This is a genomic window from Pseudomonas sp. ASL4 (assembly GCF_056680395.1).
Genome location: NZ_CM155280.1, coordinates 6,992,322 through 7,018,880 on the forward strand (window position 1 = coordinate 6,992,322; position 26,559 = coordinate 7,018,880).

Here is a 26,559-nt window from a genome sequence, read left to right on the forward strand (position 1 = left end):
GCGATTGCGGTCTGTCAGTCAACACGGATGTTGAATTTCAGGGCCTCATCGCGAGCAAGCTCGCTCCCACAGGGGTTCATCGGTGTAGCAGAAATCTGGGTGTTACAGGTCGCCATAACCCAGCGAACGCAGGGCGCGTTCGTCGTCGGACCAGCCGCCTTTCACTTTCACCCAGAGGTTGAGCATGATCTTGGAGTCGAACAGCAACTCCATATCCTTGCGCGCCTCGGTGCCGATGCGCTTGATGCGCTCGCCCTTGTCGCCAATGATGATCTTCTTCTGGCCATCGCGCTCGACGAGGATCAAGGCGTGGATGTGCAGGGTTTTGCCCTGCTGCTTGAACTCTTCGATTTCGACGGTGATCTGGTACGGCAGCTCGGCGCCCATCTGGCGCATGATTTTTTCACGCACCAGTTCAGCGGCGAGGAAACGGCTGCTGCGGTCGGTGATCTGGTCTTCCGGGAAGAAGTGCTCGTTTTCCGGCAGGTAGCCAGCGATCACTCGCTCCAGCGCTTCGAGGTTGTGCCCGTGCTGGGCCGAGATCGGCATGATCTGCGCGTTCGGCAGCTGTTCCTGCAACCAGCTCAGGTGCGGCATCAGCTCGGCTTTGTCTTCGATGCGGTCGGTCTTGTTCAGCGCCACGATCAGCGGGCCGGTCACGTACTGGACGCGCTCGAGGACCATTTGGTCTTCGTCGGTCCACTTGGTGCGGTCAACCACGAAGATCACCACGTCGACGTCTTTCAACGCCGCTGAAGCGGTCTTGTTCATGTAGCGGTTCAGGGCCTTCTCGCCACCTTTGTGCATGCCCGGGGTATCGACGTAAACCGCCTGAATGGCGCCTTCAGTCTTGATGCCCAGCATGTTGTGACGGGTGGTTTGCGGCTTGCGCGAGGTGATCGCCAGCTTCTGACCCAGAATGTGGTTCAGCAGCGTGGACTTGCCCACGTTAGGACGGCCGACGATGGCGACATAGCCACAGCGAGTTGCAGTTGAATCAGTCATGGCCATTCTCCACGCCCAGGGCAATCAGTGCTGCGGCGGCCGCTACCTGTTCGGCAATACGACGACTCACACCCTGACCTCGGCTTTTTTCATTCAGTAAGGTGATTTCGCATTCGACGAAGAAGACTCGGCAATGCGGCTCACCCTGGATATCCACCACTTCATAACGTGGCAGCTCACAACCGCGCGACTGCAGGAATTCCTGCAGGCGGGTTTTTGGATCTTTGTTGGTGTCGACCAGGGTCAGGCCCTCGAACTCCCCGGCCAGCCAGGCCAGCACGCGTTCGCGCGCCATGTCCATGCCGGCGTCGAGGTAGATCGCACCAATCAGCGCTTCCAGGGCATCGGCCAGAATCGACTCGCGACGGAAACCGCCGCTCTTCAATTCGCCGGAACCCAGACGCAGGTAGTCGCCCAGATCGAAACCACGGGCCAATACGGCCAGGGTCTCACCTTTCACCAGGCGTGCGCGTAAACGCGACAACTGGCCTTCGCGGGCCAGCGGGAAGCGATCGAACAGCGCCTCGCCAGCGACGAAGTTAAGGATGGCATCACCGAGGAATTCCAGGCGTTCGTTGTTGCGCCCGGCAAAGCTGCGGTGAGTCAGGGCCAGGATCATCAGTTCCTGATCCTTGAAGGTGTAGCCGAGCTGACGCTCTAGACGGCTTAAGGAGACGCTCACGGTTTACCCACGCTGAGTTCGTGGCTGGTTTCCACCGCCATCGCCGTGATGCGGCGCAGGCTTGGGACAATTAACGCTGTGTTCAAAAATAACGTCCTGAATATCGTTGGCTTCATGCTTTCGTGGTCGATTGTGTCGGATCCAGAAATGCATTCGGCGCTGTGTTCAACAGCGCCGTGGGTGATTACTTGATCAGGCCAACCCGCGAGAAATTCGGCAGGTGACTGAGTTTGGGTTCCGGCCAGCTCATCCAGACTGCGAAGGCCTTGCCGACGATATTCTTGTCGGGAACCATGCCCAGCAGATCCTTGGGAATAGTCGGATCATCCCAATAGCGACTGTCGTTCGAGTTGTCGCGGTTGTCGCCCATCATGAAGTAGTGCCCGGCAGGCACGGTCCAGGTATGGTCCGGCGTTGCGCGGTAACGGCTCATTTCCTTGCGGATCAAGTGCTCGGCTGCGCCGAGTTTTTCCTTGTAGAGCTCGGCGCTGCCCAACGTGCCCGGCTCGGAGCCGACCAGCTGCTCGGCGATCGATTCGCCATTGACGAACAGACGCTTGTCAGCGGTGTAGCGAATCTGGTCACCCGACAAGCCGACGACACGCTTGATGTAGTTGACGTTCGGATCGCTTGGATAGCGGAACACCATCACATCGCCACGCTGTGGATCACCGACTTCGATGACTTTCTGGTCGATCACCGGCAGGCGGATCCCGTAAGAAAACTTGTTCACCAGAATGAAGTCGCCAACGTCCAGGGTCGGTTTCATCGAGCCGGAAGGAATCTGGAACGGTTCCACCAGGAACGAACGCAGCACCAGCACGATGAACAACACCGGGAAGAACGACTTGCCGTATTCGACCAGCAGCGGCTCTTTGTTCAGTTTCTCGACCACCACCACATCGGGCTGGCTGACGCTGCCCTGATAGGAGGCAATGGCAGCACGCCGACGCGGTGCCAGGAAAACCAGATCGAGCAACGCCAACAGGCCGCAAACGAATACGGCGATGACCAGCAACAGCGGGAAATTTAGTGACATAGGACCTAACTATCCAACCTGAGCACTGCAAGGAAGGCTTCTTGTGGAATTTCCACGTTACCGACTTGCTTCATGCGTTTTTTACCGGCCTTCTGCTTTTCCAACAGCTTGCGCTTACGGCTAACGTCACCACCGTAGCATTTGGCCAATACGTTCTTTCTGAGTGCCTTGACGGAGGTTCGCGCAATGATCTGCCCGCCAATGGCGGCCTGGATCGCGACGTCGAACATCTGGCGCGGAATCAGTTCTTTCATCTTCTCGGTCAACTGGCGACCTTTGTAGTGCGCGTTATCTCGGTGCACGATCAACGCCAGGGCGTCGACCTTGTCACCGTTGATCAGCACATCCAGCTTCACCAGACTAGCCGATTGGTAACGATCGAAATGGTAATCCAGCGAAGCATAGCCGCGACTGGTGGATTTCAGACGGTCAAAGAAGTCCAGGACCACTTCGTTCATCGGAATATCGTAGGTCACCTGGACCTGGGTCCCGAGGAACAGCATGTCGTGCTGCACGCCACGCTTCTCGATGCACAGGGTAATGACGTTGCCCAAGTGCTCTTGCGGTACAAGAATATTGGCCCGCACGATCGGCTCACGCATGTCTTCGATCGAAGACACGTCCGGGAGCTTGGACGGGTTGTCGACGTAAATCGTTTCACCGGTTTTCAGCAACAGCTCGAAAATAACCGTCGGCGCCGTGGTGATCAGGTCCAGGTCGTACTCGCGCTCAAGGCGCTCCTGGATGATTTCCATGTGCAGCATGCCGAGGAACCCGCAACGGAAGCCGAAGCCCAGAGCGTCGGAGCTTTCCGGGGTGTACTGCAGGGACGAGTCGTTGAGCGTGAGCTTTTGCAGGGCTTCACGGAAATCTTCGAAGTCGTCGGAGCTGACCGGGAACAGGCCGGCGTAAACCTGCGGCTGAATGCGTTTGAAGCCGGGCAGCACGTCAACGTCGGGGGTGGTGTTCAAGGTCAGGGTGTCACCGACCGGCGCACCGTGAATGTCCTTGATACCGGCGATGATGAAGCCCACTTCGCCGGCCTTCAGGTCGACAGTGGCGGTGTGTTTCGGGTTGAAGACACCGACGCTGTCCACCAGGTGGATCTTGCCGGTGGATTTGACGAGGATCTTGTCGCCTTTCTTCACACGGCCGTGGCGCACGCGAACCAGGGAGACAACGCCCAAGTAGTTGTCGAACCAGGAGTCGATGATCAACGCTTGCAGCGGATCTTCGTAGTTGCCGGTTGGCGCAGGAATGGTCTTGACCAGACGCTCGAGCACCTCGTCGACGCCCAGGCCAGTCTTGGCGCTGCACTCGACCGCATCGGTGGCATCGATGCCGATGATTTTTTCGATTTCTTCTTTGACGCGGTCCGGATCGGCCTGTGGCAGGTCGATCTTGTTCAGGACCGGCATGACTTCCAGGCCCTGCTCGATCGCCGTGTAGCAGTTGGCAACCGACTGCGCTTCGACGCCCTGACCGGCATCGACCACCAGCAATGCACCTTCACACGCTGCCAGCGACCGGCTGACTTCATAGGTGAAGTCGACGTGGCCCGGGGTGTCAATGAAGTTCAGCTGGTATTTGATGCCATCTTTGGCGGTGTAATAAAGGGTAACGCTGTGGGCCTTGATGGTGATCCCGCGTTCACGTTCCAGGTCCATGGAGTCCAGAACCTGGGCTTCCATTTCGCGCTCGGCAAGGCCGCCGCACATCTGGATGAAGCGATCGGCCAGCGTCGACTTGCCATGGTCAATGTGGGCGATGATGGAGAAATTGCGGATATGACTCAAATCACTCACGGATCAACACTCAAAAAGGCTGCAGGCATAGCCCGCCGAAAAATAGCCGGGAATTGTACCTGATCCACGGCGCAAGCGTCACGTTCGCAGGTCAGACGGAGAATACAAAAACGCCCCGGTCTTGCGACAAGGGCGTTTCGAGCAACCGGAAAAGTCAGGAAAGACCCGGAATCACCCGGCCCGACGCAACAACAGGACCCCGGCCAAGGCACAGACAGTGGCCGGCACCAGCACCGCAAATAGCGGCGAGAAACCGAACACCAGGCTCGAAGGCCCGAGCAAATCCTGAACGATGCGGAAGGTGAAGCCGACCAGTACGCCGGTAAACACCCGCTGACCCAGGGTCACCGAACGCAGCGGACCAAAGATGAAGGAAATGGCCATCAGCACCAGCGCGGCAGTGACCAACGGCTGCAATACCTTGACCCAAAATGCCAGCCAGTAACGGCCATTGTTCAGGCCCTGGTCAGCCAGATAGTGGATGTAACTCCACAAACCGCTGATCGACAGCGTCTCAGGGGTCATTACCACGGTATTGAGCAATTGCGGGCTCAAGGCCACATCCCAGCGTTCGACCGGGGCGCTCACCACTTCAGTGCGCTTTTCCTGTTCATGGAACAGCGTGGTAGTGACGTCGCTCAACGTCCAGTGATCCTTGTCGAACTCCGCACGCTTGGAGAAGCTGGCCGACAACATGTGACGCTCTTTGTCGAAGCGATAACGAGTCACGCCATACAGCACCCCATTGGGCTGCACGGAGTTGATGTGAATGAACTCATCACCCTGGCGATGCCACAAACCGTGCTTTGCACTTTGTGCATCACCACTGCCCTGTGCCAGGGAGCGATTGGCCTGAGCGACATTCTCGGTGGCGGGCGCCACGTATTCGCCGATCAACACACCCACGATCATCAGGACCAGCATCGGCTTCATCACCGCCCAGACGATCCGGCCGATGGATACACCGGCGGCGCGCATGATGGTCAGTTCGCTGTTGCTGGCCAGGCTGCCGAGACCAATCAGGCAACCGATCAGCGCCGCCATCGGCAACATGTCGTAAAGACGTCGCGGCGCCGTGAGCAGCACGTAGCTCAAGACATCCATCAAGGTGTAGGTATCGCTGGCGTCACTCATTTCATCGATGAAGGCGAACAGCGTCGCCAGACCGAGAATGATCCCCAGCACCGCCAGGATCGCCATGAGAACGCTGCCACCAATGTAGCGATCGAGCTTAACCACGAGCCACCTCCAGCGCAGCGCGGCGACTCGCCATCTTCAAGCGCATGGGCTCCCAGTAGAGCAACCCCAGACCGATGACCAGGAAGATCGCATGCACCCACCACAGGCCAAGTGCTGTCGGGATCTTGCCCTTCTCGAGGGCACCGCGCGCGGCAATCAGGATGGTCAGGTAAGCCATATATAGAAGAATCGCCGGCAGCAGCTTGAGGAATCGGCCCTGGCGCGGATTGACCCGCGACAACGGAACAGCCATGAGGGTCACGATAAACACCAGCAATGGCAAGGACAGGCGCCACTCCAGCTCGGCGCGCGAACGCACATCGTCACTGGCCAGCAAGGAGTTGGTGGTCATTGCATCACGGTCCGTGACTTCGTCGCTGACGTCCGGCTTGGCCAGCAAAACGCCGTACTCGTCATATTTGATGGCCCGGTAGTCGGCCTGCCCCGGATTACCGTCGTAGCGATAGCCGTTGTCGAGAATCAGGTAGCGGTTGCCATCGGGACGGATTTCCTGACGACCCTTCTCGGCCACCAGCACGGAAATCCCGCGGTCCTTTTGGTCGGAGGAAATATTCTTCTGCGAAATGAACACGCCGGCCAGATTGACGCGATCCGCCGACAGCTGCTCGGTGTAGGTCACCCGCGTACCGTCACGCAAGGCCTGGAAGCGACCCGGTTCAAGGGTATCGAACTCGGTCAGGGCGTCCTGCTTGTTCAGCAACAACTGGAACTGATTAGCCCCTTGCGGTGCCAGGCTCAGGCTCAGCCAGGCCACGACCAGCGCCACCAGGGTGGCGGGAAACAGGGTGATGCGAAGCAGACGCTGCTGGCTCATGCCGGTGGCCGACAGCACGGTCATTTCGCTTTCCAGGTACAGCCGGCCATACGACAGCAGAATGCCCAGGAACAGACCCAATGGCAGGATCAGCTGCAAGAAGCCCGGCAGGCGAAAGCCCATGATCAGGAACAGTGAACTCGGGTCCAATTGGCCCGAAGCCGCCTGCGCGAGGTATTTAATGAAGCGACCGCTCATGATGATGACCAGCAGCACGGCGCTGACGGCGCTCAAGGTCAACAGGACTTCGCGGGATAGATAACGGAAGACAATCAAACCAGACACTCCAGGGTTGTCAGGCTAAGGCGGCCAAACAAGCAAACGTATCGGGTGGCCCGCAGGGCAGAGCCACCGAAAAAGATGGCGCATTATCCTGTGATTGGGTGCGCCTGTCACTGCGCATGCTCAAGCAGGTGGTCAAAGCACCGAAGATCGTACAACCGAGGGTTGTCAGGCGCCGGTAGCGGGGTTCAAACTGCGGCCTTTGTCGCGGGCCGTGACCTGCGTCTTTCTATCTATATAAGCAGGCGTTTGTGCACACTGCCGAACGCTGCGTGTTGACCATTAATTCAGGGACCCGGACATGGAACTGGTTGTAAAAAGCGTTAGCCCAGAAACGTTGAAAACCGCCACTCTGGTGGTCGCCGTCGGCGAAAACCGCAAGCTCGGCGCCGTCGCCAAACAACTCGACGAACTGACTGGCGGCGCCATCAGCGCCGTTTTGAAGCGCGGCGACCTGGCCGGCAAAGTCGGCCAGAGCCTGTTGCTGCACAGCCTGCCAAACCTCAAAACCGAGCGCGTGCTGCTGGTTGGCGTGGGCAAGGATGAAGAACTGGGCGACCGTCCATTCCGCAAAATCATCGCCGGCGTCCTCAACACCCTGAAAGGTCTGGGCGGCACTGACGCTGTGCTGGCGCTGGATGAAGTGGTGGTCAAGGGCCGCGATAGCTACGGCAAGACCCGCCTGCTGGCCGAGACCCTGGTGGACGGCGAATACACCTTCGACCAGTTCAAGAGCCAGAAAGCCGAACCTCGCGCCCTGAAGAAAATCACCCTGGTGACCATCAAGGCTGCCCAGGCTGAAGTCGAGCGCGCCGTGGCCCACGCCACCGCTATCGCCAACGGCATGGCATTCACCCGCGACCTGGGCAACCTGCCGCCGAACATCTGCCACCCGACGTTCCTTGGTGAACAAGCCAAGAACCTGGGCAAAGAATTCAAAACCCTGAAAGTCGAAGTCCTCGATGAGAAGAAGATCAAGGACCTGGGCATGGGCTCGTTCTACGCCGTTGGCCAGGGCAGCGCCCAGCCACCGCGCCTGATCGTCATGCAATACAACGGCGGCAAGAAATCCGAGAAGCCGTACGCATTGGTTGGCAAGGGCATCACGTTCGACACCGGCGGCATCAGCCTGAAGCCGGGCGCCGGCATGGATGAGATGAAGTACGACATGGGCGGCGCGGCCAGCGTGTTCGGCACCCTGCGTGCTGTGCTCGAGCTGAAACTGCCGATCAACCTGGTGTGCATCCTGGCCTGCGCCGAGAATATGCCGAGCGGCAACGCTTCGCGTCCTGGCGACATCGTCACCACCATGAGCGGCCAGACCGTGGAAATCCTCAACACCGACGCCGAAGGCCGTCTGGTGCTGTGCGATGCACTGACCTACTCCGAGCGCTTCAAGCCACAAGCCGTGATCGACATCGCAACCCTGACCGGCGCTTGCGTCGTTGCACTGGGCGCCCACACCTCGGGCCTGCTGGGCAACAACGACGAACTGATCGGTCAACTGCTGAGCGCCGGCCAAGCGGCTGACGATCGCGCCTGGCAACTGCCGCTGTTCGATGAGTATCAAGAGCAGCTGGACAGCCCGTTCGCCGACATCGCCAACATCGGCGGCCCGAAGGGCGGCACCATCACTGCGGCCTGCTTCCTGTCGCGCTTCACCAAGAACCTGAACTGGGCGCACCTGGACATCGCCGGCACCGCGTGGACCAGCGGTGGCAAGGACAAGGGCGCCACTGGCCGTCCGGTTCCTCTGCTGACCCAATACCTGCTGGACCGCGCCAAAGCCTGAAACCAATGAACTTGTACGGCGTCACTTTCGAGTGACGCCGTACAAGGCTCAGGAACCGCAATGACCAAAGTCGACTTCTATATCCTGCCCAGCGCCGATCCATCAGCGCGGCTGGACTTTGCCTGCAAGCTCACCGAAAAAGCCTGGCGCATGGGGCACCGCATCTACCTGCATTGCAGCGATGCCGCCCAGCGTGACGACCTCGATGCACGCCTGTGGACGTTCAAAGGTGAAACCTTCGTACCTCACGGTCCCGCTGAAAGCGAACCGGACAGTTTGATTGTCCTGGGACTTGGCGATGACTGCGGTGCGCATCAGGATCTGCTGGTCAATCTCGACCTGAAAGTCCCGGCCTTTGCCAACAAATTCGCCCGAGTGGCGGAAGTGGTGGTGGAAGATCCGACGATTCGTGCGGCTGCGCGGGAGAGTTTCCGTTTCTACCGCGAACAGGGCTATCCTCTGCAAGATCACCGTTTACAGCGACTCTGAGCATTCCGATGGACACTCCAAAACCGCAGCAAAAGTCCGCGCACCTGCTGGATGACCTTGAGTCGATCCGCCAACTGCTCGGTGATGACAACCTGCAACCGCCGTTGCTGACCGACACGGTCCATGACGGTGATCAGGAACAGATTCCGATGTTGTTCGATAACGTTAGCGCCGCGCCGCAAGCCGTCGAACCGCCTCCCGCCCCTGCCGCCCAACCGGCAGCGGCCGCCAGCAAAGGCCCCGACGCCCTGCTGCACCTGGACAGCGAACTGCGCGCCGCCGCGCAATTGATCATGCAAGACGTGATCGACGACTTCGCTCCGCATATTGAAACCGAGATCAAACGTCGGCTGGATGCGCGGATGGAGCGGTTGCTCAGCCAGTACGAATAAGCATCTATCCCTGTGGGAGCGAGCCTGCTCGCGATTGCATAACCTCGGTCTCATGAAAGACCGAGGCGCCTGCATCGCGAGCAGGCTCGTTCCCACATTGATTTGCGCCACTGACAGAAAATGCGTGCTGTCCGCCCCTGCTCGCCCTATGCCCCATGCCCCGCTATACTTGCCGGCTTTTCCTGAATAAATGCCAATAGGGTCCCGCCGCGCATGGATAAGACCTACCAGCCGCACGCCATTGAAACTTCCTGGTACAACACCTGGGAGTCCGAGAATTACTTCGCCCCGCAAGGCGCGGGCGAGTCCTACACCATCATGATCCCGCCGCCGAACGTCACCGGCAGCCTGCACATGGGTCACGGCTTCAACAACGCGATCATGGATGCCCTGATCCGTTTCCGTCGCATGCAGGGTCGCAACACCCTGTGGCAGCCGGGCACCGACCACGCCGGTATCGCCACGCAAATGCTGGTGGAGCGTCAGCTCGAAGCCAAAGGCCAGAGCCGCCACGACCTGGGCCGCGAGAAATTTCTTGAGAAAATCTGGGAATGGAAAGATGAATCCGGCGGCAACATCAGCCGTCAGATCCGTCGCCTTGGCTCGTCCGTAGACTGGAGCCGTGAGCGCTTCACCATGGATGACGGCCTCTCGGAATCCGTTAAAGAAGCCTTCGTGCGCCTGCATGAAGACGGCCTGATCTACCGCGGCAAGCGCCTGGTCAACTGGGACACTAAGTTGCACACGGCGATTTCCGACCTCGAAGTGGAAAACCACGACGAGAAAGGTTTCCTGTGGAACCTGAAGTACCCGCTGGCCGACGGCGCCAAGACTGCTGAAGGCAACGATTACCTGATCGTCGCGACCACTCGCCCGGAAACCATGCTCGGCGACTCCGCCGTCGCGGTTAACCCGAACGATGAGCGCTATAAAGCCCTGATCGGCAAGTTTGTCGAGCTGCCACTGGTTGGCCGCCGCATCCCGATCATCGCCGACGATTACTGCGACCCTGAATTCGGCACCGGCTGCGTGAAAATCACCCCGGCCCACGACTTCAATGACTATGAAGTCGGCAAGCGCCACAACCTGCCGCTGCTGAACATCTTCGACAAGAACGCCGCCGTCCTGCCGGCCTGTCAGGTGTTTAACCTCGACGGCACGCTGAACGAAAGCATCGACGGCAAGATCCCGGCAGAATACGCTGGCCTCGACCGCTTCGAAGCGCGCAAGCAGATCGTTGCTGCGTTCGATGCGGCCGGCCTGCTGGTCAGCGTCGACGATCACAACCTGAAAGTGCCGAAAGGCGATCGCTCCGGCACCATCATCGAGCCGTGGCTGACCGACCAGTGGTACGTGTCGACCAAGCCATTGGCCGAGCCTGCGATTGCTGCCGTTGAAGACGGCCGCATCCAGTTCGTGCCAAAGCAATACGAAAACATGTACTTCTCGTGGATGCGCGACATCCAGGATTGGTGCATCAGTCGTCAGCTGTGGTGGGGCCACCGGATTCCGGCCTGGTACGACGAGTCGGGCAAAGTCTACGTCGGTCGCGACGAAGCCGAAGTACGTGCCAAGCACAACCTCGGCCCGGACGTTGCGTTGCAGCAGGACAACGACGTTCTCGACACCTGGTTCAGTTCGGGCCTGTGGACCTTCTCCACGCTCGGCTGGCCTGAGCAAACCGAGTTCCTGAAGAAATTCCACTCCACCGACGTGCTGGTGACCGGTTTCGACATCATTTTCTTCTGGGTTGCCCGGATGATCATGATGACCATGCACTTGGTGAAGAACGAAGACGGCACGCCGCAGGTTCCGTTCAAGACCGTTTATGTTCACGGTCTGGTACGCGATGGCCTGGGCCAGAAGATGTCCAAGTCCAAGGGCAACGTCCTGGACCCGCTGGACATCATCGACGGTATTGAGCTGGAAGACCTGGTGCACAAACGCATCAACGGCCTGATGCAGCCGAAACTGGCGAAGAAGATCGAGAAGCAGACCCGCGACGAGTTCGCCGACGGCATCGCCAGCTACGGCACCGACGCTCTGCGCTTCACTTTCTGCTCGCTGGCGTCCACCGGTCGTGACATCAAGTTCGACATGGGCCGCGTCGAAGGCTATCGCAACTTCTGCAACAAGATCTGGAACGCTGCGCGTTATGTTCTGGACAAGGGCGAAGACTGCGGCCAGAACGGCGAAGCCTACGAACTGTCCCTGGCGGATCGCTGGATCATCTCGCAACTGCAACGCACCGAAGCCGAAGTGACCCGTCAACTCGACCAGTTCCGCTTCGACCTGGCGGCACAAGCCTTGTACGAGTTCATCTGGAACCAGTATTGCGACTGGTACCTGGAACTCTCCAAGCCTGTGCTGTGGGACGAAAACGCCCCGGTTGAACGCCAGCGCGGCACCCGCCGCACCCTGGTTCGGGTGCTGGAAGTCGCATTGCGTCTGGCGCACCCGTTCATGCCATTCATCACCGAAGAAATCTGGCAGCGCATCGCGCCGCTGGCCGGTATCGAAGGCAAGACGATCATGCTGCAACCTTGGCCTGTGGCCAACGAAGCACGCATCGATCAGGGCGCCGAAGATGACATCGAGTGGCTGAAGACGCTGATGCTCGGCACGCGCAACATTCGCGCCGAGATGAACATCGGTCCAGGCAAGCCGCTGAACCTGTTTCTGAAAAACGTCAGTGCCGAAGACCAGCGTCGTCTCACCGAGAACGAAGCGCTGCTGAAGAAGCTGGCGCGTCTGGAGTCGATCACGGTGTTGGCTGCTGGCGAAGAAGCACCGCTGTCCGCTACCGCTCTGGTTGGCGAGATGGAAGTGCTGGTGCCGATGGCCGGCCTGATCGACAAGGACGCCGAACTGGCGCGTCTGGACAAGGAAATCCTGCGTTTGCAGGGCGAAGTCCAGCGCGTGGGCGGCAAACTGTCCAACGCTGGTTTCGTTGACAAGGCCCCGGCTGAAGTCATCGACAAGGAACGCGCCAAATTGGCCGAAGCTGAACAGGCCTTGGGCAAGTTGGCGGAGCAACATGCGCGGATTGCCAGTTTGTAACTGCTAAATCGCAATGAAGGAGGGAGGCCTTGTGGCCTCCCTTTTTTATGCCCGCCACATTCTCCCATGCTGTCCGCAGGAGCGAGGCTTGCCCGCGAAGAACGATAACGCGGTGTATCTTATTGACCGTGTCGCGGCCTTCGCGGGCAAGCCTCGCTCCTACAGGATCCCCGCGCGGCCATCGTCTGTGGGACAATGCCCCCCACTTTCAGCCATACCCGAATCGACCACACCCATGAACGCCCCCCGCACACCCCGCCCTGCGCGCAAGAAGCCTGACTCCGCCACCCCGGCCAACGCCGTGGAACCACGTCCGAAGGCCAGCCTGCACCCGCGCAACCGTCACCAGGGTCGTTACGACTTCCCGGAGCTGATCAAGAGCACGCCGGAACTGGCGAAGTTCGTGATCCTCAACCCGTATGGCAAGGAAAGCATCGACTTCGCCAGCCCTGACGCGGTGCGGGTGTTCAACCGGGCGCTGCTCAAGTCGTTCTACGGCGTGGCCCACTGGGACATCCCGGCTGACTACCTATGCCCACCGGTTCCGGGGCGTGCCGACTACGTGCACTTCCTGGCCGACCTGCTGGCCAGCGTCAACGACGGCGAGATCCCGCGTGGCGCTCCGGTCAAAGTGCTCGATATCGGCATGGGCGCCAACTGCGTTTATCCGCTGATCGGCTACAGCGACTACCGCTGGCACTTCCTCGGTTCGGAAATTGACCCTACGGCCGTGGCCGCCGCCAAAGCCATCGTCCAGTCCAACGGGCTGAACAAAGCCATCCAGCTGCGACTGCAAAGCAATCCCAAGCACATTCTGCTGGGCCTGCTCGAGCCCGGCGAACGCTTCGACCTGACCATGTGCAACCCGCCGTTCCACGCGTCGATGGACGAGGCCACCAAGGGCAGCGAGCGTAAATGGCGCGCCCTGGGCCGTGCCGACCCGAAACGCAAACTGCCGGTGCTGAACTTTGGCGGTCAATCCGCCGAATTGTGGTGTGAAGGTGGCGAAGCACGCTTTGTGACCCAACTGATCGCCGAAAGCGCGAGCTTCCAACACAAAGTGCTGTGGTTCAGCACGCTGGTGTCGAAAGCCTCGAACCTGCCAGCGATCCAGACCGCGCTGAAAAAGGCCGGCGTCCTGGAAAGCCAGGTCGTGGAAATGTCCCAAGGGCAGAAGCAAAGTCGCTTCGTTGCCTGGACCTTCCAGACCAAATCCGAGCAGCAAGTCTGGCGCGAGCGCTGGGTTCGCAAGGGCTGAGTCACTAGCGACGCAGATCAACTGTGGGAGCGGGCTTGCTCGCGAATACGGTCTAACATTCAACATTGATGCTGAATGTTAAGGCCCCTTCGCGAGCAAGCCCGCTCCCACATTGGTTTCGAGGTGTTTTAAGGGCCGAATCGCAGACACAAAAAAGCCGTGCCCGGATCACTCCGGTGCACGGCTTTTTTTACTGCGTCTTACTTGTTAACAGCGTCGGTCAGGCCTTTGGCCACAACCAGCTTGATAACTTTCTTGGCAGCGATTTCGATGGCCGCGCCAGTCGAAGGGTTACGGCCAGTGCGGGCAGGACGCTCGGTCACTTTCAGTTTGCCGATACCCGGCAGAGTGATTTCGCCGCCGTTTTCCAGCTGATCGGCAACGATTTGGCCCAGTTGGTCCAGAGCGTTACGCGCGGTGGTTTTTGGCGCGTCGATAGCTTCAGCGATGTCGGCGATCAGTTGGTCTTTAGTAAGAGCCATGTAGTGTTCCTTCCCTATCAAATTCATATGGATTGCAGAGTGCAGTGTCAGCCATCGAGCCCGATCTTCTGGATCTGGCACCCTCGGCCATAACCGCGACGAGTCGGGGTTATAGATACCGAAATCAGGGTTTGGTTCGACCTGACAAATGCTGAATGCACGCTTAACGCAGTGACTTCGCGTAAGACGGGGCAAAACTAGCACAGAGACGGGGAAATATCCGCCTCTTGCTACCCATTTGGTCAGCTTTATTGCTCTAAACCGGTAAAAAACTGCATAAGGGCCATCGCGCACCGGCGATTTTGCCTTCCCGCCCCTGTAGGAGCTGCCGAAGGCTGCGATCTTTGGACTTTGATTTTAAAAAACAAGATCAAAAGATCGCAGCCTTCGGCAGCTCCTACAAAGGGGGCGTGCTGGCCTGTTTGCGGTACACTTGGCACTTTTTGGGGGAGCACGCCCTCCTCTCTTCAATCAGCCGAGAAGCCCATGCCGATCCGTCATTGCATCGTCCACCTGATCGACAAAAAACCCGACGGCACACCTGCAGTTCTTCACGCTCGCGACTCGGAACTTGCAGAGTCCACCGCCATCGAGAACATGCTCGCCGACCTCAACGAGAGCTACAACGCCAAACAAGGCAAGGCCTGGGGTTTCTTCCATGCCGAGTCCGGGGCGCATCCGTTCAGCGGCTGGCTGAAGGAATACCTCGACGGCGGCAAGGATTTCACGGCGTTCAGCCGGGTGGCGGTGGAACACCTGCAAAAGCTGATGGAGGAGTCGAACCTGTCGGTGGGCGGCCACGTGCTGTTTGCGCACTACCAGCAAGGCATGACCGATTACCTGGCCATCGCCCTGTTGCACCACAGCGAAGGCGTTGCCGTGACCGAAGCGCTGGACGTCACCGCGTCCCGCCACCTTGATCTGGGCCAGTTGCACCTGGCGGCGCGGATCAACATCTCCGAGTGGCAGAACAACAAGCAATCCAAGCAGTACATTTCGTTTATCAAAGGCAAGAACGGCAAAAAGGTTTCGGAGTATTTCCGCGACTTCATCGGCTGCCAGGAAGGCGTCGACGGCCCCGGCGAAACCCGCACCTTGCTCAAAGCCTTCAGTGACTTCGTCGAAAGCGAAGACTTGCCGGAAGAGTCCGCCCGCGAGAAAACCAAAACCCTGGTTGATTACGCCAGCAGCCAAGCCAAACTCGGCGAGCCGATGGGCCTGGAAGAACTCTCGGAGCTGATCGACGAAGAACGCCCGAAAGCCTTCTACGATCACATCCGCAACAAGGATTACGGCCTGTCCCCGGAGATTCCGGCGGATAAGCGCACCCTGAACCAGTTCCGCCGCTTCACCGGGCGCGCTGAAGGGCTGTCCATCAGCTTTGAAGCGCACCTGCTGGGCTCGAAGATCGAATACGACGAAGAAGCCGGCACGCTGATCATCAAGGGCTTGCCGACCCAACTGACTGACCAGCTCAAGCGGCGCAACTGATGCTGAACGGCATCCTGAAGAAATTCCTGCTGATCTTGCTGGTGGTCGTGGTTTACCAGAACTGGGGCAAGATCGAGCGGTACATCCACCCGGCGCAAGTGGTGTCCGAGCAAACGCAGGCCAAGGCCAACGTCGTGCTCTACGCCACCGACTGGTGCGGCTACTGCAAGCTGACCAAGCGCTTTCTCGACCAGAAGGGGATTCCATACAAGGAATTCGATATCGAGAAGGACGCCGAGGCGCGCAAGGCCTATGAAGCGCTGGGTGGGCGTGGGATACCGTTGATCGACGTCAACGGCACATTGATTCGCGGGTATGACCCTGACGAAATTCTCGCCGCCCTGAAGTAAATCAATGCCTCACACAAAACCCGTAGGAGCGAGGCTTGCCCGCGAAGCTTTTAGCGCCAGTGATGACGCCTTCGCGGGCAAGCCTCGCTCCTACAGGGTTCAGTGTTTTTCGATCCGAAATCCGAACCGCGGAAAGTGCACATGCACCACACCCGCACGTTCGTCTTCACGGCGCAAAATCAATTCCTCACGCCCCGCAAACACCAGCTCACCCGCCACCGGATCAACACCATAGTCAGTGGCCGCGATCACCACCTGCTGGCCCACCTCAAACCCGTTAGGCTCATCGAACGACTCGCCCGGCAACGCAGCCGGCGTGGCATTGCGCGACACCTCCAGCGCCTCCTCGGCCGTCATCTCGCTAAACGCACCGTGACCAAAACCCATCACCCGACCCAACCACGCCGAAACCGCCGGATAGGCGTCAACCAACGGTGAAGTCACGGGCGTCGCCTTGAGGAACCACAGGCAGTGAGCCAGGGAAAAGTCGGCAATCGACGGCTCGCCAAACAGGAAGTCGCCCTGCTCGCGCTGAAGCTGTTGTTCGAGGCGCCCGATGATCGTCGGCCACTGGTGCCGAGCCTGCTCCGCCGACAACCGCGTAGCGCTGCCACCGCTGAACAACCCGGCACGATCGGCCAGGAACGCCTTGATCGCTTCCGGCGCCAACTTACCGAAACGCACGGCCACCGATTCCGGCTGGAACACCAGACTGACCGCATGCTGGAACACCACCGAATCCGCCCAGGCAGCGAAGGTCGCGGCGATCATCTCCTGACCTTCCGGGAAGAACGCCGGCAGAGCTTTCTCTTGCTCCAGGCGACGGGCGATCAGTGCGGTGTCGCAATAAATATCGGCGCCGATCTGCAACACCGGCGTCTTGCGGTAGCCGCCCGTGAGCGCGGTCAGATCGGGTTTTGGCATCACCGGCGAGATCTTCACCGAGCGCCAGGACAAGCCCTTGAAGCCCAGCAGCAGGCGAGCCTTTTCTGCAAAAGGGGACGTCGGGTAATTGTGAAGAATCAACTCTGACATGCTCGGCTCCAACCCACGGATAAGGAGTTCGCAGCTTAGCGCTCAATCGGTGAGCGGCCTACAGATCTGCTTTATGGGAACTGATCAGTCAGGTTGATAAGTGCCCACCAGGCACTCTTTGGCGCTTTTTTTGAGTTTTTTGATCAGCCGTTCCTGACGCAGCGCTTCGCTTTTATCGCGACAGACTTCGGTGTAGACCAGTGCCATGGCGGGGCTGGAGAGGAAAAACCGCGCGCCCTTGCCGCTTTGGTGCTTGGCAAAACGGCGCACCGGATCGTCGCTGATCCCGCAGTAGAGCGAACCATTGGCCGCGCGCACGAGGTAGACGAACCAGGGTTTGCTCACCGGGGTGTCGGCGGGGATTTCGCTGAGGGTGTTCACGTGGCGATCAAGGCTTGAAAGGAAACAAGCCGCGATCTTATCAGCGACTGGCCTGGAATGCCTTCAGCCCCTTCAAGGCCTGGGCGCGAACGGCGTTGCGCACCAGTGGCGTCCAGCCCAACAACAAGCCTTTTGTGCCCAGTGCCTGACGCGACCAACGCCACAGATCGAAGTTGTCGTGATGCTCGCAAATCTTGCCATCGCGAAACACGAAACGCGCCTGGATGTCGTTGATCACGATGTTGCCGGTCTGGCTGAACAAATACGTCGCCACCCAGTGAGCACCGCCCGTGCGCTCGTCGCTGCGCACGTTATCGAAAATCAGGGAAAAATCTTTGGCCCGAGTGGTGAGCATGCGCCACATGTCGCCGGCGTCACGGCCGCGCAACTCGCCGAACGCCGGATCACTAAACACCACGTCGTCGGTGTAGCAGGCAGCCATGGCATCGGCATCCAACCGCTGGAAGGCCTGGTAGAACCGGGTGATCAGGGCGTTGTGGACATCACTCATGGGCAGGCTCCGTTCGCAAAATGGCTTCAAAAGATTGCCTGCACGATAGTCTGCAAATGATCGCAAAACCACCGGCATTCGTGGGCCGAATGCCAGTAGTGCGCGGATTCAGACTTTTTCGCTGATTACCTGAACGTACAGCGAACGCCCGGCACCGAGCCCGGCGATGATCGCGCCCAAACCGATGATGCCGAAGATCCAGCCCAGCGCGTTCCAGCCGCCGGTCCAGTCGTGCACGATGCCGACGGCGAACGGGCCCATGGACGCCAGGGTGTAACCGAAGCCCTGGGCCATGCTCGACAGGTTGGCGGCGACATGCGCGTCACGTGAGCGCAGCACGATCAGCGTCAGTGCGAGGCTGAACGTACCGCCCTGCCCCAGACCCAGCAGGATCGCCCAACCCCACAGACCTTCGATCGGCGCGTAGAGGCAACCGAACAAACCGCCGAGGGTCAGCAGCATGACCACGACGATCGCCAGTCGCTGGTCCTTGCCGCGTGTTGCCAACCACGGTGCGGCGAGGGAGCTGGCCAATTGAATGATCACCGAACCCGACAGCACCAGACCGGCCTGAGTCGGCGTCAGTCCACGCCCAATCAGGATCGACGGCAACCAGCCGAACACGATGTAGGCCAGCGACGATTGCAGGCCCATGTAAAGCGTTACTTGCCAGGCCAACGGATCACGCAGCAGACCGCGGACGCGGTAGGCAACGTTGTGCGAGCCATGTTTTTGACCCACTTGCGGCAACCAGAAAATCGCCGCGACCAGCGCCGGCACCACCCAAAACCCCAGGCCCAATGCCCAGCTCTTGTCGAAATGTTCGCTCAACGGCACGGTCGCGCCCGCCGCCATCGCCGCGCCCAGACACAGGGCCATGGTGTAGACACCGGTCATGGTCCCGGCCTGTTTCGGGAAGTCGCGCTTGACGATCCCCGGCAGCAATACGCCAATCACACCGATGCTGGCCCCGGCCAGAACGCTGCCGGCAAACAGCCCGACTTCACCGAAGGAGCTGCGCAGGATGATCCCGCCGGCCAGCACCAGCAGAATCCCGAGCACCACTCGCTCGGCACCAAAACGTCGCGCCAAAATCGGCGCTAGCGGTGCGAACAAGCCGAGGCAGAGTACCGGTAATGTGGTCAGCAAACCGGCCTGAGCAGCCGACAAACCAAGCGTCTTCGACACTTCACTGAGCATCGGCGCCATGCTCGACAGCGCCGGGCGCAGGTTCAGCGCCACCAGGATCAGCCCCAGTAACAACAGCCACGGCCGACGCAGGATCGGGTGACTTTGCTGGACCTGTTCGTCATCGGCCTCGGCGTCGATCAGCAGCTCTTCGAGCTCTGCCGTGCGCTTGGGCTGCGTGATGTTGCTGTGATTGGCAGGCATGGTTTTCTCGGTTTCAAGGTTCATTGATCAACTGCCTCGACAGGGCTTTGGCCCGTTCCGGGTCACGTTGCTCGACGGCATCCAGCAGTTCGATATGCAGATCGAACACCTCTTGGCGTCGCGGGGAAATATTCAGGGTCTTGCGCAGTTGCGCGCCGATGATGCTGGAGAAGTAGCGATACAACTCGCTGAGGGTCGGGTTGTGTGCGGCGTCCACCAGACGGCGGTGGAACACCAGGTCGCAGGCGATGTAGCTGTCGAGATCGCCGTGGTAATGACTACCGCTGACGCCCAAGGCTTCGCGCAGCGCCGCCAGGTCTTCGTCGGTACGGCGCAATGCCGCCAGGCCGATGGCTTCGACTTCCAGAATGTGCCGGGTTTCCCGGGCTTGTTCGTGGGTGCAGCGGGACAGCGCTTTCATCGTGTCCAACGGATCGAATACGGCCCGCAGGTAACTACCGTCGCCCTGGCGGATTTCGATCAACCCGGAAAACGCCAACACCCGCATGGCTTCGCGCACGGTGTTACGGCTGATGCCCAGCTCGGCGGACAGCTCGGGCTCTGTGGGTAGGCGCTGACCAACCACCCAAACACCTTCGGTGATGCGCTGACGTAACAGGTCCAAGGCCTGATCGACCAAGGATCGCTTAACGAGTGGAGAAATGTCTGACATAGGATTCGCCCTTTCATCCAATCATAGGATGAATTTTCTGACATGTTAGTCAGCATCTTCCGAGAGGACAAGCGCCTAGGGTTAAAGGGCAGGAAATGGAGCGGGATTCTCGATTGTCAAAATTACCCTTAAAGGGTAATTTTATGTTCAAGGTTGAAGTGTCTTATGGAAAAGAACACACCTCATTACGACTTGTCAGTGGTGAAGGCGCAAGCGATCAGACTGGGAACCAGGGCATTTACGGGCACCGCCCGCGAAGGCGGTCGCAGAATGGACTTGAGTCTTTCTCAAATGCTGCGAATCGTTTACTCGCTGGAGTACAGGATGTTGCACAAATCGATGACCACCTGCGCCGACCATCGCATCTGGCAGGACGTGTACCACATCAAGACTCACGGTCTGGAGATCCGCATCAAAGTGACTTATCGCCCGGGTGGTGGGCCACCGATTATCTCCTTCAAGGAGAAAGACGCATGAATACAAAGCAATGCTTCAGCTGCGGCACCCATGACGGGCTGCAACATTTCGAGCCGCGCAGCATTACCATCGACTTCAAACAAATGACCCGTCAGGTTGAGGATATTTCAGGCTGGGAATGCAGGGTTTGCGGTGAAATCGAATTCGATGACGGCAGTGCCGAGCGCTACTCGGACGCTAGCGATCAGTTGCTGATGGACTGCCGTCAGCTCCTGGCAAACGAGATGAAACGCATACGGCGCAAACTGCACCTCACGCAAAAAGACGCGGTGAAGTTGCTGTCTGGCGGCGGGCACAATGCATTTTCCCGCTACGAGCGTGGCGAACTTGCCCCGCCTCAGCCGCTGTTTACGCTGATGCGCCTGCTTGATCGGCATCCGCACCTGATGGCCGAAGTGCATGCGCTGAGTGATGGTGAGGATTTGCGTCAGTTACTCGCCAAGCGCGACACAGCACCCGCTTCGTAGGGGGATGTGTTCGGCGATAAATCCCAGGCAAAAATAAACCCGGAACACGTCCGGGTTTATTTCAACGCCTGTGCAGGATCAATGCAGGATCTGGCTCAGGAACAGCTTGGTACGATCATTCTGTGGATTATCGAAGAAGTCGTTCGGCGCAGCCTGTTCGACGATTTCGCCCTTGTCCATGAAGATCACGCGGTTGGCCACGGTGCGGGCGAAGCCCATTTCGTGGGTTACGCAGAGCATGGTCATGCCGTCTTCGGCCAGGCCGATCATGGTGTCGAGAACCTCTTTCACCATTTCCGGGTCGAGTGCCGACGTTGGTTCGTCGAACAGCATGATTTTCGGTTTCATGCACAGGGCACGGGCAATCGCCACACGCTGTTGCTGGCCGCCGGACAGTTGCCCCGGGAATTTATGCGCCTGCTCCGGAATGCGGACGCGTTCCAGGTAGTGCATGGCGATTTCTTCGGCCTTGCGTTTCGGCATCTTGCGCACCCACATCGGTGCCAGGGTGCAGTTCTGCAGGATGGTCAGATGCGGGAACAGGTTGAAGTGCTGGAACACCATGCCGACTTCGCGGCGGATCGCTTCGATCTGCTTGAGGTCGTTGGTCAGTTCCACGCCATCGACCACGATGCGGCCCTGCTGGTGTTCTTCCAGGCGATTGAGGCAACGAATGGTGGTCGACTTGCCGGAACCCGAAGGGCCGCACAGGACGATACGCTCGCCCTGCTTGACGTTCAGGTTGATGTCTTTCAACACGTGGAACTGGCCGTACCACTTGTTAACGCCCTGCATCTGAATAATGCCTTCAGGGCTCACAGGCTGTTTGATCGCTTCACTCATAAACTACGCTCCTAACGCTTGTGGCCAGTGTCCAGCTTACGTTCCAAATGCATGGAGTAGCGGGACATACCAAAACAGAAAATCCAGAACACCAGGGCCGCGAACACATAACCTTCGGTGGCCATGCCCAACCATTTCGGGTCGGCGGCGGCTTGCTTGACGCTGTTGAGCAGGTCGAACAGGCCGATGATGATCACCAGGCTTGTGTCCTTGAACAGCGCAATGAAGGTGTTGACGATGCCAGGGATTACCAGCTTAAGGGCTTGCGGCAGAATCACCAGGCCCATGCTGCGCCAGTAACCGAGGCCCATCGCCGCAGCCGCTTCGTACTGACCTTTAGGGATCGCTTGCAGACCACCGCGCACCACTTCGGCCACGTAGGCCGACTGGAACAGGATCACGCCGATCAGCGCCCGCAGCAGTTTGTCGAAGTTCATGCCTTCAGGCAGGAACAACGGCAGCATCACAGAGGACATGAACAGCACCGTGATCAACGGCACGCCGCGCCAGAACTCGATGAAGGTCACGCAGACCACTCGAATCGCCGGCATGTTCGAACGACGCCCCAACGCCAGGATGATCCCCAGCGGCAGCGCACCGGCGATACCGACGGTAGCGATCACCAGGGTCAGCATCAGGCCGCCCCACTGACTGGTCGCGACATTGGTCAGGCCAAAGATCCCACCATGCAACAGGAAGTAGGAAATGATCGGGAACGCCACCAGAAAACTCAGGCCGTACACCGCTTTACGGTGAAAACGCGAGATAAACAGTGGTGCCACGCCGATAACCGCCAGCCACACGGTCAGGTCGACGCGCCAGCGCAGTTCCGGCGGGTAGTAGCCGTACATGAACTGGCCGAAACGCTGCTGGATAAACACCCAGCAAGCGCCTTCCTTGGTGCAGTCGGCGCGGGTAGTACCGACCCAATTGGCGTCCAGGATCGCCCAATGCAGCAGCGGTGGAACGATCAGGTAAATCAGGTAGAACGCGAACAGAGTCAGCAGGGTGTTGATCCAGCTGGAGAACATGTTGGCGCGCATCCACGCCACCACACCGATGCTACGGCTCGGTGGTGGCATGTCAGGTTTGAAAGTATGGGATGTCATGCGCGTTTCCTCACCGTTCGATCAGCGCAATGCGCTTGTTGTACCAGTTCATCAGCAGGGAAATGCTGATACTGATCGCCAGGTACACGCTCATGGTGATGGCAATAACCTCGATCGCCTGCCCGGTCTGGTTCAGCACCGTACCGGCAAACAACGACACCATTTCCGGATAACCGATACCGGCCGCCAGCGAGGAGTTCTTCGCCAGGTTCAGGTATTGGCTGGTCAGTGGCGGGATGATCACGCGCAGAGCTTGCGGGATGATCACCTTGCGCAGGGTCGGACCGTTGCGCAGCCCGAGGGAGCGTGCCGCTTCGGTCTGGCCGTGGCTGACCGACTTGATGCCCGAACGCACGATCTCGGCGATGAACGCCGCGGTGTACACGGTCAGGGCCAAGGTCAGCGCCAGCAGTTCCGGGATCAATACCCAGCCACCAACGAAGTTGAAGCCTTGCAGCTTCGGCATTTCCCAGTGCAACGGGGCACCGAAGATCAGCGCGCACAAAGCCGGGATCACCACGATGATCGCCAGGCCCACCCAGAACTTGTGGAACGGCACGCCTGTGGCTTCGAAACGCTTGTTGGCCCAGCGGCACATCATCACGATGGCAACGATGGCTATCACCACGCTGATCGCGAATGCCCAGAACCCGCTCGACATTTGCGCGGCCGGCATGTTCAGGCCACGACTGCTGACGAAGAAGGTGTCGCCAAAGTTGTGACTGGCACGCGGCCCCGGCATGGTCAGGAACACCGCGAAGTACCAGAACAGGATTTGCAGCAGCGGCGGAATGTTACGGAAGACTTCCACGTAAACCGTCGCCAGCTTGCTGACGATCCAGTTCGGTGACAGCCGTGCAACGCCAACGATGAAACCGAGGAGGGTCGCCAGAACCACACCAATGACGGTCACCAGCAACGTGTTAAGCAGACCAATGACAAACACCCGGGCATACGTGTCCGATTCGGTGTAGTCGATCAGGTGTTGTGCGATGCCGAACCCGGCACTGCGATCCAGAAAGCTGAAGCCGGAGGTAATGCCCCGGTGTTGAAGGTTGGTTTGCGTATTGTTGAACAGATACCAGCCCATCGCGACGACCGCGACAATCGTGATGATCTGGAAGAGCCACGCACGCACTTTTGGATCGCTGAGGCTGAACCTCTGCTTTGGTGCGCCGATTGATTTTTGCATGAAGTGCCCCGCAAAGAATGGAACAGAACATCACCCGGTGGTTGGCCCACCGGGTGATAGAACCATCAGCGCACTGGTGGTGCGTATTGAATGCCGCCGTTGGTCCACAGCGCGTTCAGGCCACGGTCGATTTCCAGCGGAGTGCTCTTGCCGAGGTTTTTCTCGAAGATTTCGCCGTAGTTACCGACTTGGGAAACGATCTTGACGACCCAGTCCTTCGGCAGTTTCAGGTCTTTGCCGTATTCACCGTCGCCACCCAGCAGACGAGCAACATCCGGGTTCTTGGTGGACTTGGCTTCTTCCAGAACGTTTTTCGAAGTGATACCGGCTTCTTCGGCGTTCAGCATTGCGTAGCCAACCCAGCGAACGATCGCCAGCCACTCGTCATCGCCATTACGCACGACAGGGCCCAGCGGTTCTTTGGAGATGGTTTCCGGCAGTACGACGTAGTCTTTTGGCGAAGCCAGTTTGCTGCGCTGTGCGTACAGCTGCGACTTGTCGGAGGTCAGCACGTCGCAACGACCGGACTCCAGCGACTTGGCGCTTTCATCGGAGGTGTCGAAAGTGATCGGGGTGTACTTCAGGTTGTTGGCGCGGAAGTAGTCGGACACGTTCAGCTCGGTGGTGGTACCGGCTTGAATACAGATGGTTGCGCCATCCAGTTCCTTGGCACTTTTCACGCCCAGCTTGCTGTTGGCCAGGAAGCCAACGCCGTCGTAATAGGTAATGAAGCCAGGGAATTTCAAGCCCATGCCCGCGTCACGGGAGCTAGTCATGGTGGTGTTACGCGAAAGGATGTCGATTTCGCCGGACTGCAACGCGGTGAAGCGCTCCTTGGCGTTCAACTGGCTGAATTTAACCTTGGTAGCGTCGCCGAAAACGGCAGCTGCCACAGCGCGGCAGACGTCAGCGTCGATCCCGAGGATCTTGCCGGTGGAGTCCGGAACCGAGAAGCCCGGCAAACCGTCACTCACGCCGCACTGTACGAAACCTTTCTTCTGCACTGCATCCAGGGTTGCACCCGCCTGAGCGAACCCGCTGACACCGAGCACTGCAGCAGCAGTCACGATAGCCAGGGTGGATTTCAACATTTTCATTCAAACCTCCAGTTTTGCTCTTGTTGTGTCGGAGCGTGAGTCCCGTCGCACCCTTTTGAGGCGTTGTTGACCCGTGTTGGCTTTTTTTGGGGTCAACCGACGTAAGACTTTAGCTATGAGTCTAGTAGGAGAAAATCCACATCATGGATTACTCACTTCTCACCAATCGGCCGAACGGGCTGTAGCCCTTTCACGTTCGCTAAGCCCGTAACGGCCACTGGCGAACATCCATCACCGGATTCTTTGCTATCCCGTCGTCAGCAGTACACTGATAGTGTTACCGCCAGGCACGAGATTGGTTGCACAGGTTTTTCCATAGCAAAGCCCGTACCACACCGGACGCTTAAGCGATTCAGCGACAGGTCAATAGCAAAACTTGTAGCCTTGCGACATCTTCTTAACTGATCAACACGGTACGCACTCACATCACGCACTTAATGAGAGCGCCCGCACATTATTGGAGCAACCATGACCCAGCCCTTGATTCTTCAGCCCGGCAAGCCCGTAGACGCCTGCGTTATCTGGCTGCACGGCCTGGGCGCCGATCGCTATGACTTTCTGCCAGTGGCCGAAGCCCTGCAGGAAAGCTTGTTGACCACTCGTTTCGTTCTGCCACAAGCACCGACTCGCGCTGTCACTATCAACGGCGGCTACGAGATGCCGAGCTGGTACGACATATTGGCCATGAACCCGGCGCGCGCCATCAGTCTTGAGCAGTTGGACGAGTCGGCAAAAATGGTGATTGAACTGATTGAAGAGCAGCGAGCCAGCGGAATAGACGCCTCGCGGATCTTCCTGGCCGGTTTTTCCCAAGGTGGCGCCGTGGTCTTGCACAGCGCTTTCCTGAAATGGCAGGGAGCCCTGGGTGGCGTACTCGCCCTCTCTACTTATGCACCGACATTCAGTGATGAACTGGAGCTTTCAGCCAGCCAGCAGCGCATTCCCGTTCTTTGCTTGCACGGCCAGTACGATGACGTGGTTCAGAACGCCATGGGTCGCAGTGCTTATGAGCATTTAAAGCTGCGTGGTGTCACCGTGACATGGCAAGAATACCCAATGGGTCACGAAGTGTTACCCGAAGAAATTCGCGACATTGGCGTCTGGCTGGCCGAGCGTTTGCGTTAACTCTTTATATGAAAAGAACCTCCTTTAGCCTCCATTGATCATCCTGCTACGCCGCG

The 26,559-nt window shown here is 58.9% G+C and carries 26 protein-coding genes; 10 read left to right on the forward strand and 16 right to left on the reverse strand.

Features of this window, described 5'->3' with window-relative positions; all coding sequences use genetic code 11:
- Window positions 1-102 precede the first annotated feature (102 nt).
- The 6 genes from era to lptF all read right to left on the reverse strand — a co-directional run bounded on the left by era (window position 103) and on the right by lptF (window position 6,881).
- Window positions 103-1,005, reverse strand: coding sequence for a GTPase Era (era, locus tag AC1MEW_RS32025; protein ID WP_123405550.1), 903 nt, complete (start codon window positions 1,003-1,005; stop codon window positions 103-105).
- Window positions 998-1,687 (reverse strand): ribonuclease III, encoded by a 690-nt coding sequence (gene rnc / locus AC1MEW_RS32030; protein WP_201200852.1) that lies wholly within the window; start codon window positions 1,685-1,687, stop codon window positions 998-1,000. Before rnc ends, era begins: the two co-directional genes overlap by 8 nt.
- A gap of 184 nt (window positions 1,688-1,871) precedes the next feature.
- The gene (lepB, locus tag AC1MEW_RS32035) at window positions 1,872-2,726 is read right to left on the reverse strand and encodes a signal peptidase I (RefSeq protein WP_480424836.1); all 855 of its coding nucleotides are present in this window, start codon (window positions 2,724-2,726) and stop codon (window positions 1,872-1,874) included.
- A 5-nt stretch (window positions 2,727-2,731) separates the two neighbouring features.
- Entirely contained in the window at window positions 2,732-4,531 is a 1,800-nt protein-coding gene (gene lepA, locus AC1MEW_RS32040; protein WP_201200850.1) for a translation elongation factor 4, read from the reverse strand.
- 171 nt (window positions 4,532-4,702) lie between these two features.
- Window positions 4,703-5,770 carry an LPS export ABC transporter permease LptG gene (gene lptG, locus AC1MEW_RS32045; protein ID WP_201200849.1) on the reverse strand — a complete coding sequence of 356 codons (1,068 nt, stop codon included), beginning with the start codon at window positions 5,768-5,770 and terminating at the stop codon, window positions 4,703-4,705.
- Window positions 5,763-6,881, reverse strand: coding sequence for an LPS export ABC transporter permease LptF (gene lptF / locus AC1MEW_RS32050; RefSeq protein WP_201200847.1), 1,119 nt, complete (start codon window positions 6,879-6,881; stop codon window positions 5,763-5,765). Before lptF ends, lptG begins: the two co-directional genes overlap by 8 nt.
- A 307-nt stretch (window positions 6,882-7,188) precedes the next feature.
- Here lptF and AC1MEW_RS32055 point away from each other — a divergent pair, with 307 nt between their 5' ends.
- The 5 genes from AC1MEW_RS32055 (at window position 7,189) to rlmF (ending at window position 13,878) form a co-directional block, all read left to right on the forward strand.
- Window positions 7,189-8,679 (forward strand): leucyl aminopeptidase, encoded by a 1,491-nt coding sequence (locus tag AC1MEW_RS32055; RefSeq protein ID WP_480424839.1) that lies wholly within the window; start codon window positions 7,189-7,191, stop codon window positions 8,677-8,679.
- Between the two features lie 60 nt (window positions 8,680-8,739).
- Window positions 8,740-9,168 (forward strand): DNA polymerase III subunit chi, encoded by a 429-nt coding sequence (locus AC1MEW_RS32060; RefSeq protein WP_201200843.1) that lies wholly within the window; start codon window positions 8,740-8,742, stop codon window positions 9,166-9,168.
- A gap of 8 nt (window positions 9,169-9,176) precedes the next feature.
- On the forward strand, window positions 9,177-9,560 hold the full coding sequence (locus AC1MEW_RS32065) for a DNA polymerase III subunit chi (protein ID WP_322270598.1): 384 nt from the start codon (window positions 9,177-9,179) through the stop codon (window positions 9,558-9,560).
- Between the two features lie 213 nt (window positions 9,561-9,773).
- Complete coding sequence (locus tag AC1MEW_RS32070; RefSeq protein ID WP_201200839.1) at window positions 9,774-12,620, forward strand: valine--tRNA ligase; 2,847 nt, start codon at window positions 9,774-9,776, stop codon at window positions 12,618-12,620.
- A gap of 235 nt (window positions 12,621-12,855) precedes the next feature.
- Window positions 12,856-13,878 (forward strand): 23S rRNA (adenine(1618)-N(6))-methyltransferase RlmF, encoded by a 1,023-nt coding sequence (gene rlmF, locus AC1MEW_RS32075; protein WP_322270596.1) that lies wholly within the window; start codon window positions 12,856-12,858, stop codon window positions 13,876-13,878.
- A 200-nt stretch (window positions 13,879-14,078) separates the two neighbouring features.
- On the opposite strand, the gene AC1MEW_RS32080 is transcribed toward rlmF, so the two are convergent.
- Window positions 14,079-14,360, reverse strand: coding sequence for an HU family DNA-binding protein (locus AC1MEW_RS32080; RefSeq protein WP_007905514.1), 282 nt, complete (start codon window positions 14,358-14,360; stop codon window positions 14,079-14,081).
- Window positions 14,361-14,846: 486 nt separating this feature from the next.
- On the opposite strand from AC1MEW_RS32080, the gene yejK reads away from it, so the two are divergent.
- Entirely contained in the window at window positions 14,847-15,851 is a 1,005-nt protein-coding gene (yejK, locus tag AC1MEW_RS32085) for a nucleoid-associated protein YejK (RefSeq protein ID WP_201200832.1), read from the forward strand.
- On the forward strand, window positions 15,851-16,201 hold the full coding sequence (locus AC1MEW_RS32090; RefSeq protein WP_201200831.1) for a glutaredoxin family protein: 351 nt from the start codon (window positions 15,851-15,853) through the stop codon (window positions 16,199-16,201). Before yejK ends, AC1MEW_RS32090 begins: the two co-directional genes overlap by 1 nt.
- A 99-nt stretch (window positions 16,202-16,300) precedes the next feature.
- Here AC1MEW_RS32090 and AC1MEW_RS32095 read toward each other — a convergent pair whose 3' ends face one another.
- From AC1MEW_RS32095 to AC1MEW_RS32115, 5 genes are all read right to left on the reverse strand, one after another.
- A complete protein-coding gene (locus AC1MEW_RS32095; RefSeq protein ID WP_480424842.1) occupies window positions 16,301-17,236 on the reverse strand; it encodes a glutathione S-transferase family protein in 936 nt (311 codons plus the stop codon).
- An 84-nt stretch (window positions 17,237-17,320) separates the two neighbouring features.
- Entirely contained in the window at window positions 17,321-17,617 is a 297-nt protein-coding gene (locus AC1MEW_RS32100; protein ID WP_322270595.1) for a GIY-YIG nuclease family protein, read from the reverse strand.
- A 40-nt stretch (window positions 17,618-17,657) separates the two neighbouring features.
- Complete coding sequence (locus AC1MEW_RS32105; protein ID WP_322270594.1) at window positions 17,658-18,128, reverse strand: nuclear transport factor 2 family protein; 471 nt, start codon at window positions 18,126-18,128, stop codon at window positions 17,658-17,660.
- Between the two features lie 108 nt (window positions 18,129-18,236).
- Window positions 18,237-19,544 carry a CynX/NimT family MFS transporter gene (locus tag AC1MEW_RS32110; protein ID WP_480424843.1) on the reverse strand — a complete coding sequence of 436 codons (1,308 nt, stop codon included), beginning with the start codon at window positions 19,542-19,544 and terminating at the stop codon, window positions 18,237-18,239.
- Window positions 19,534-20,193, reverse strand: coding sequence for a FadR/GntR family transcriptional regulator (locus tag AC1MEW_RS32115; RefSeq protein ID WP_322270593.1), 660 nt, complete (start codon window positions 20,191-20,193; stop codon window positions 19,534-19,536). Before AC1MEW_RS32115 ends, AC1MEW_RS32110 begins: the two co-directional genes overlap by 11 nt.
- Window positions 20,194-20,358: 165 nt before the next feature.
- On the opposite strand from AC1MEW_RS32115, the gene AC1MEW_RS32120 reads away from it, so the two are divergent.
- On the forward strand, window positions 20,359-20,670 hold the full coding sequence (locus AC1MEW_RS32120; protein WP_201255851.1) for a type II toxin-antitoxin system MqsR family toxin: 312 nt from the start codon (window positions 20,359-20,361) through the stop codon (window positions 20,668-20,670).
- Window positions 20,667-21,137 carry a type II toxin-antitoxin system MqsA family antitoxin gene (locus AC1MEW_RS32125; protein WP_322270592.1) on the forward strand — a complete coding sequence of 157 codons (471 nt, stop codon included), beginning with the start codon at window positions 20,667-20,669 and terminating at the stop codon, window positions 21,135-21,137. Before AC1MEW_RS32120 ends, AC1MEW_RS32125 begins: the two co-directional genes overlap by 4 nt.
- A gap of 78 nt (window positions 21,138-21,215) precedes the next feature.
- On the opposite strand, the gene AC1MEW_RS32130 is transcribed toward AC1MEW_RS32125, so the two are convergent.
- From AC1MEW_RS32130 to AC1MEW_RS32145, 4 genes are all read right to left on the reverse strand, one after another.
- Complete coding sequence (locus tag AC1MEW_RS32130; protein ID WP_003171943.1) at window positions 21,216-21,980, reverse strand: amino acid ABC transporter ATP-binding protein; 765 nt, start codon at window positions 21,978-21,980, stop codon at window positions 21,216-21,218.
- An 11-nt stretch (window positions 21,981-21,991) separates the two neighbouring features.
- Window positions 21,992-23,089, reverse strand: a complete 1,098-nt coding sequence (locus AC1MEW_RS32135) for an amino acid ABC transporter permease (RefSeq protein WP_201200819.1) — start codon at window positions 23,087-23,089, stop codon at window positions 21,992-21,994.
- A gap of 10 nt (window positions 23,090-23,099) precedes the next feature.
- Window positions 23,100-24,281, reverse strand: a complete 1,182-nt coding sequence (locus tag AC1MEW_RS32140; RefSeq protein ID WP_201200817.1) for an amino acid ABC transporter permease — start codon at window positions 24,279-24,281, stop codon at window positions 23,100-23,102.
- Window positions 24,282-24,346: 65 nt separating this feature from the next.
- The gene (locus AC1MEW_RS32145; RefSeq protein ID WP_201200815.1) at window positions 24,347-25,378 is read right to left on the reverse strand and encodes an amino acid ABC transporter substrate-binding protein; all 1,032 of its coding nucleotides are present in this window, start codon (window positions 25,376-25,378) and stop codon (window positions 24,347-24,349) included.
- Between the two features lie 468 nt (window positions 25,379-25,846).
- On the opposite strand from AC1MEW_RS32145, the gene AC1MEW_RS32150 reads away from it, so the two are divergent.
- Window positions 25,847-26,503 (forward strand): alpha/beta hydrolase, encoded by a 657-nt coding sequence (locus AC1MEW_RS32150; RefSeq protein ID WP_201200813.1) that lies wholly within the window; start codon window positions 25,847-25,849, stop codon window positions 26,501-26,503.
- Window positions 26,504-26,559 lie beyond the last annotated feature (56 nt).

Coding starts and splice junctions, on each gene's coding strand:
- AC1MEW_RS32105 (WP_322270594.1), bottom strand. CDS start 18,128: ATGAGTGATGTCCACAACGCCCTGATCACCCGGTTCTACCAGGCCTTC.
- AC1MEW_RS32120 (WP_201255851.1), top strand. CDS start 20,359: ATGGAAAAGAACACACCTCATTACGACTTGTCAGTGGTGAAGGCGCAA.
- AC1MEW_RS32065 (WP_322270598.1), top strand. CDS start 9,177: ATGGACACTCCAAAACCGCAGCAAAAGTCCGCGCACCTGCTGGATGAC.
- AC1MEW_RS32130 (WP_003171943.1), bottom strand. CDS start 21,980: ATGAGTGAAGCGATCAAACAGCCTGTGAGCCCTGAAGGCATTATTCAG.
- AC1MEW_RS32110 (WP_480424843.1), bottom strand. CDS start 19,544: ATGAACCTTGAAACCGAGAAAACCATGCCTGCCAATCACAGCAACATC.
- AC1MEW_RS32125 (WP_322270592.1), top strand. CDS start 20,667: ATGAATACAAAGCAATGCTTCAGCTGCGGCACCCATGACGGGCTGCAA.
- AC1MEW_RS32135 (WP_201200819.1), bottom strand. CDS start 23,089: ATGACATCCCATACTTTCAAACCTGACATGCCACCACCGAGCCGTAGC.
- AC1MEW_RS32080 (WP_007905514.1), bottom strand. CDS start 14,360: ATGGCTCTTACTAAAGACCAACTGATCGCCGACATCGCTGAAGCTATC.
- yejK (WP_201200832.1), top strand. CDS start 14,847: ATGCCGATCCGTCATTGCATCGTCCACCTGATCGACAAAAAACCCGAC.
- lepB (WP_480424836.1), bottom strand. CDS start 2,726: ATGTCACTAAATTTCCCGCTGTTGCTGGTCATCGCCGTATTCGTTTGC.
- rlmF (WP_322270596.1), top strand. CDS start 12,856: ATGAACGCCCCCCGCACACCCCGCCCTGCGCGCAAGAAGCCTGACTCC.
- AC1MEW_RS32060 (WP_201200843.1), top strand. CDS start 8,740: ATGACCAAAGTCGACTTCTATATCCTGCCCAGCGCCGATCCATCAGCG.
- AC1MEW_RS32095 (WP_480424842.1), bottom strand. CDS start 17,236: ATGTCAGAGTTGATTCTTCACAATTACCCGACGTCCCCTTTTGCAGAA.
- AC1MEW_RS32115 (WP_322270593.1), bottom strand. CDS start 20,193: ATGTCAGACATTTCTCCACTCGTTAAGCGATCCTTGGTCGATCAGGCC.
- AC1MEW_RS32055 (WP_480424839.1), top strand. CDS start 7,189: ATGGAACTGGTTGTAAAAAGCGTTAGCCCAGAAACGTTGAAAACCGCC.
- AC1MEW_RS32145 (WP_201200815.1), bottom strand. CDS start 25,378: ATGAAAATGTTGAAATCCACCCTGGCTATCGTGACTGCTGCTGCAGTG.
- AC1MEW_RS32150 (WP_201200813.1), top strand. CDS start 25,847: ATGACCCAGCCCTTGATTCTTCAGCCCGGCAAGCCCGTAGACGCCTGC.
- AC1MEW_RS32090 (WP_201200831.1), top strand. CDS start 15,851: ATGCTGAACGGCATCCTGAAGAAATTCCTGCTGATCTTGCTGGTGGTC.
- era (WP_123405550.1), bottom strand. CDS start 1,005: ATGACTGATTCAACTGCAACTCGCTGTGGCTATGTCGCCATCGTCGGC.
- AC1MEW_RS32140 (WP_201200817.1), bottom strand. CDS start 24,281: ATGCAAAAATCAATCGGCGCACCAAAGCAGAGGTTCAGCCTCAGCGAT.
- AC1MEW_RS32070 (WP_201200839.1), top strand. CDS start 9,774: ATGGATAAGACCTACCAGCCGCACGCCATTGAAACTTCCTGGTACAAC.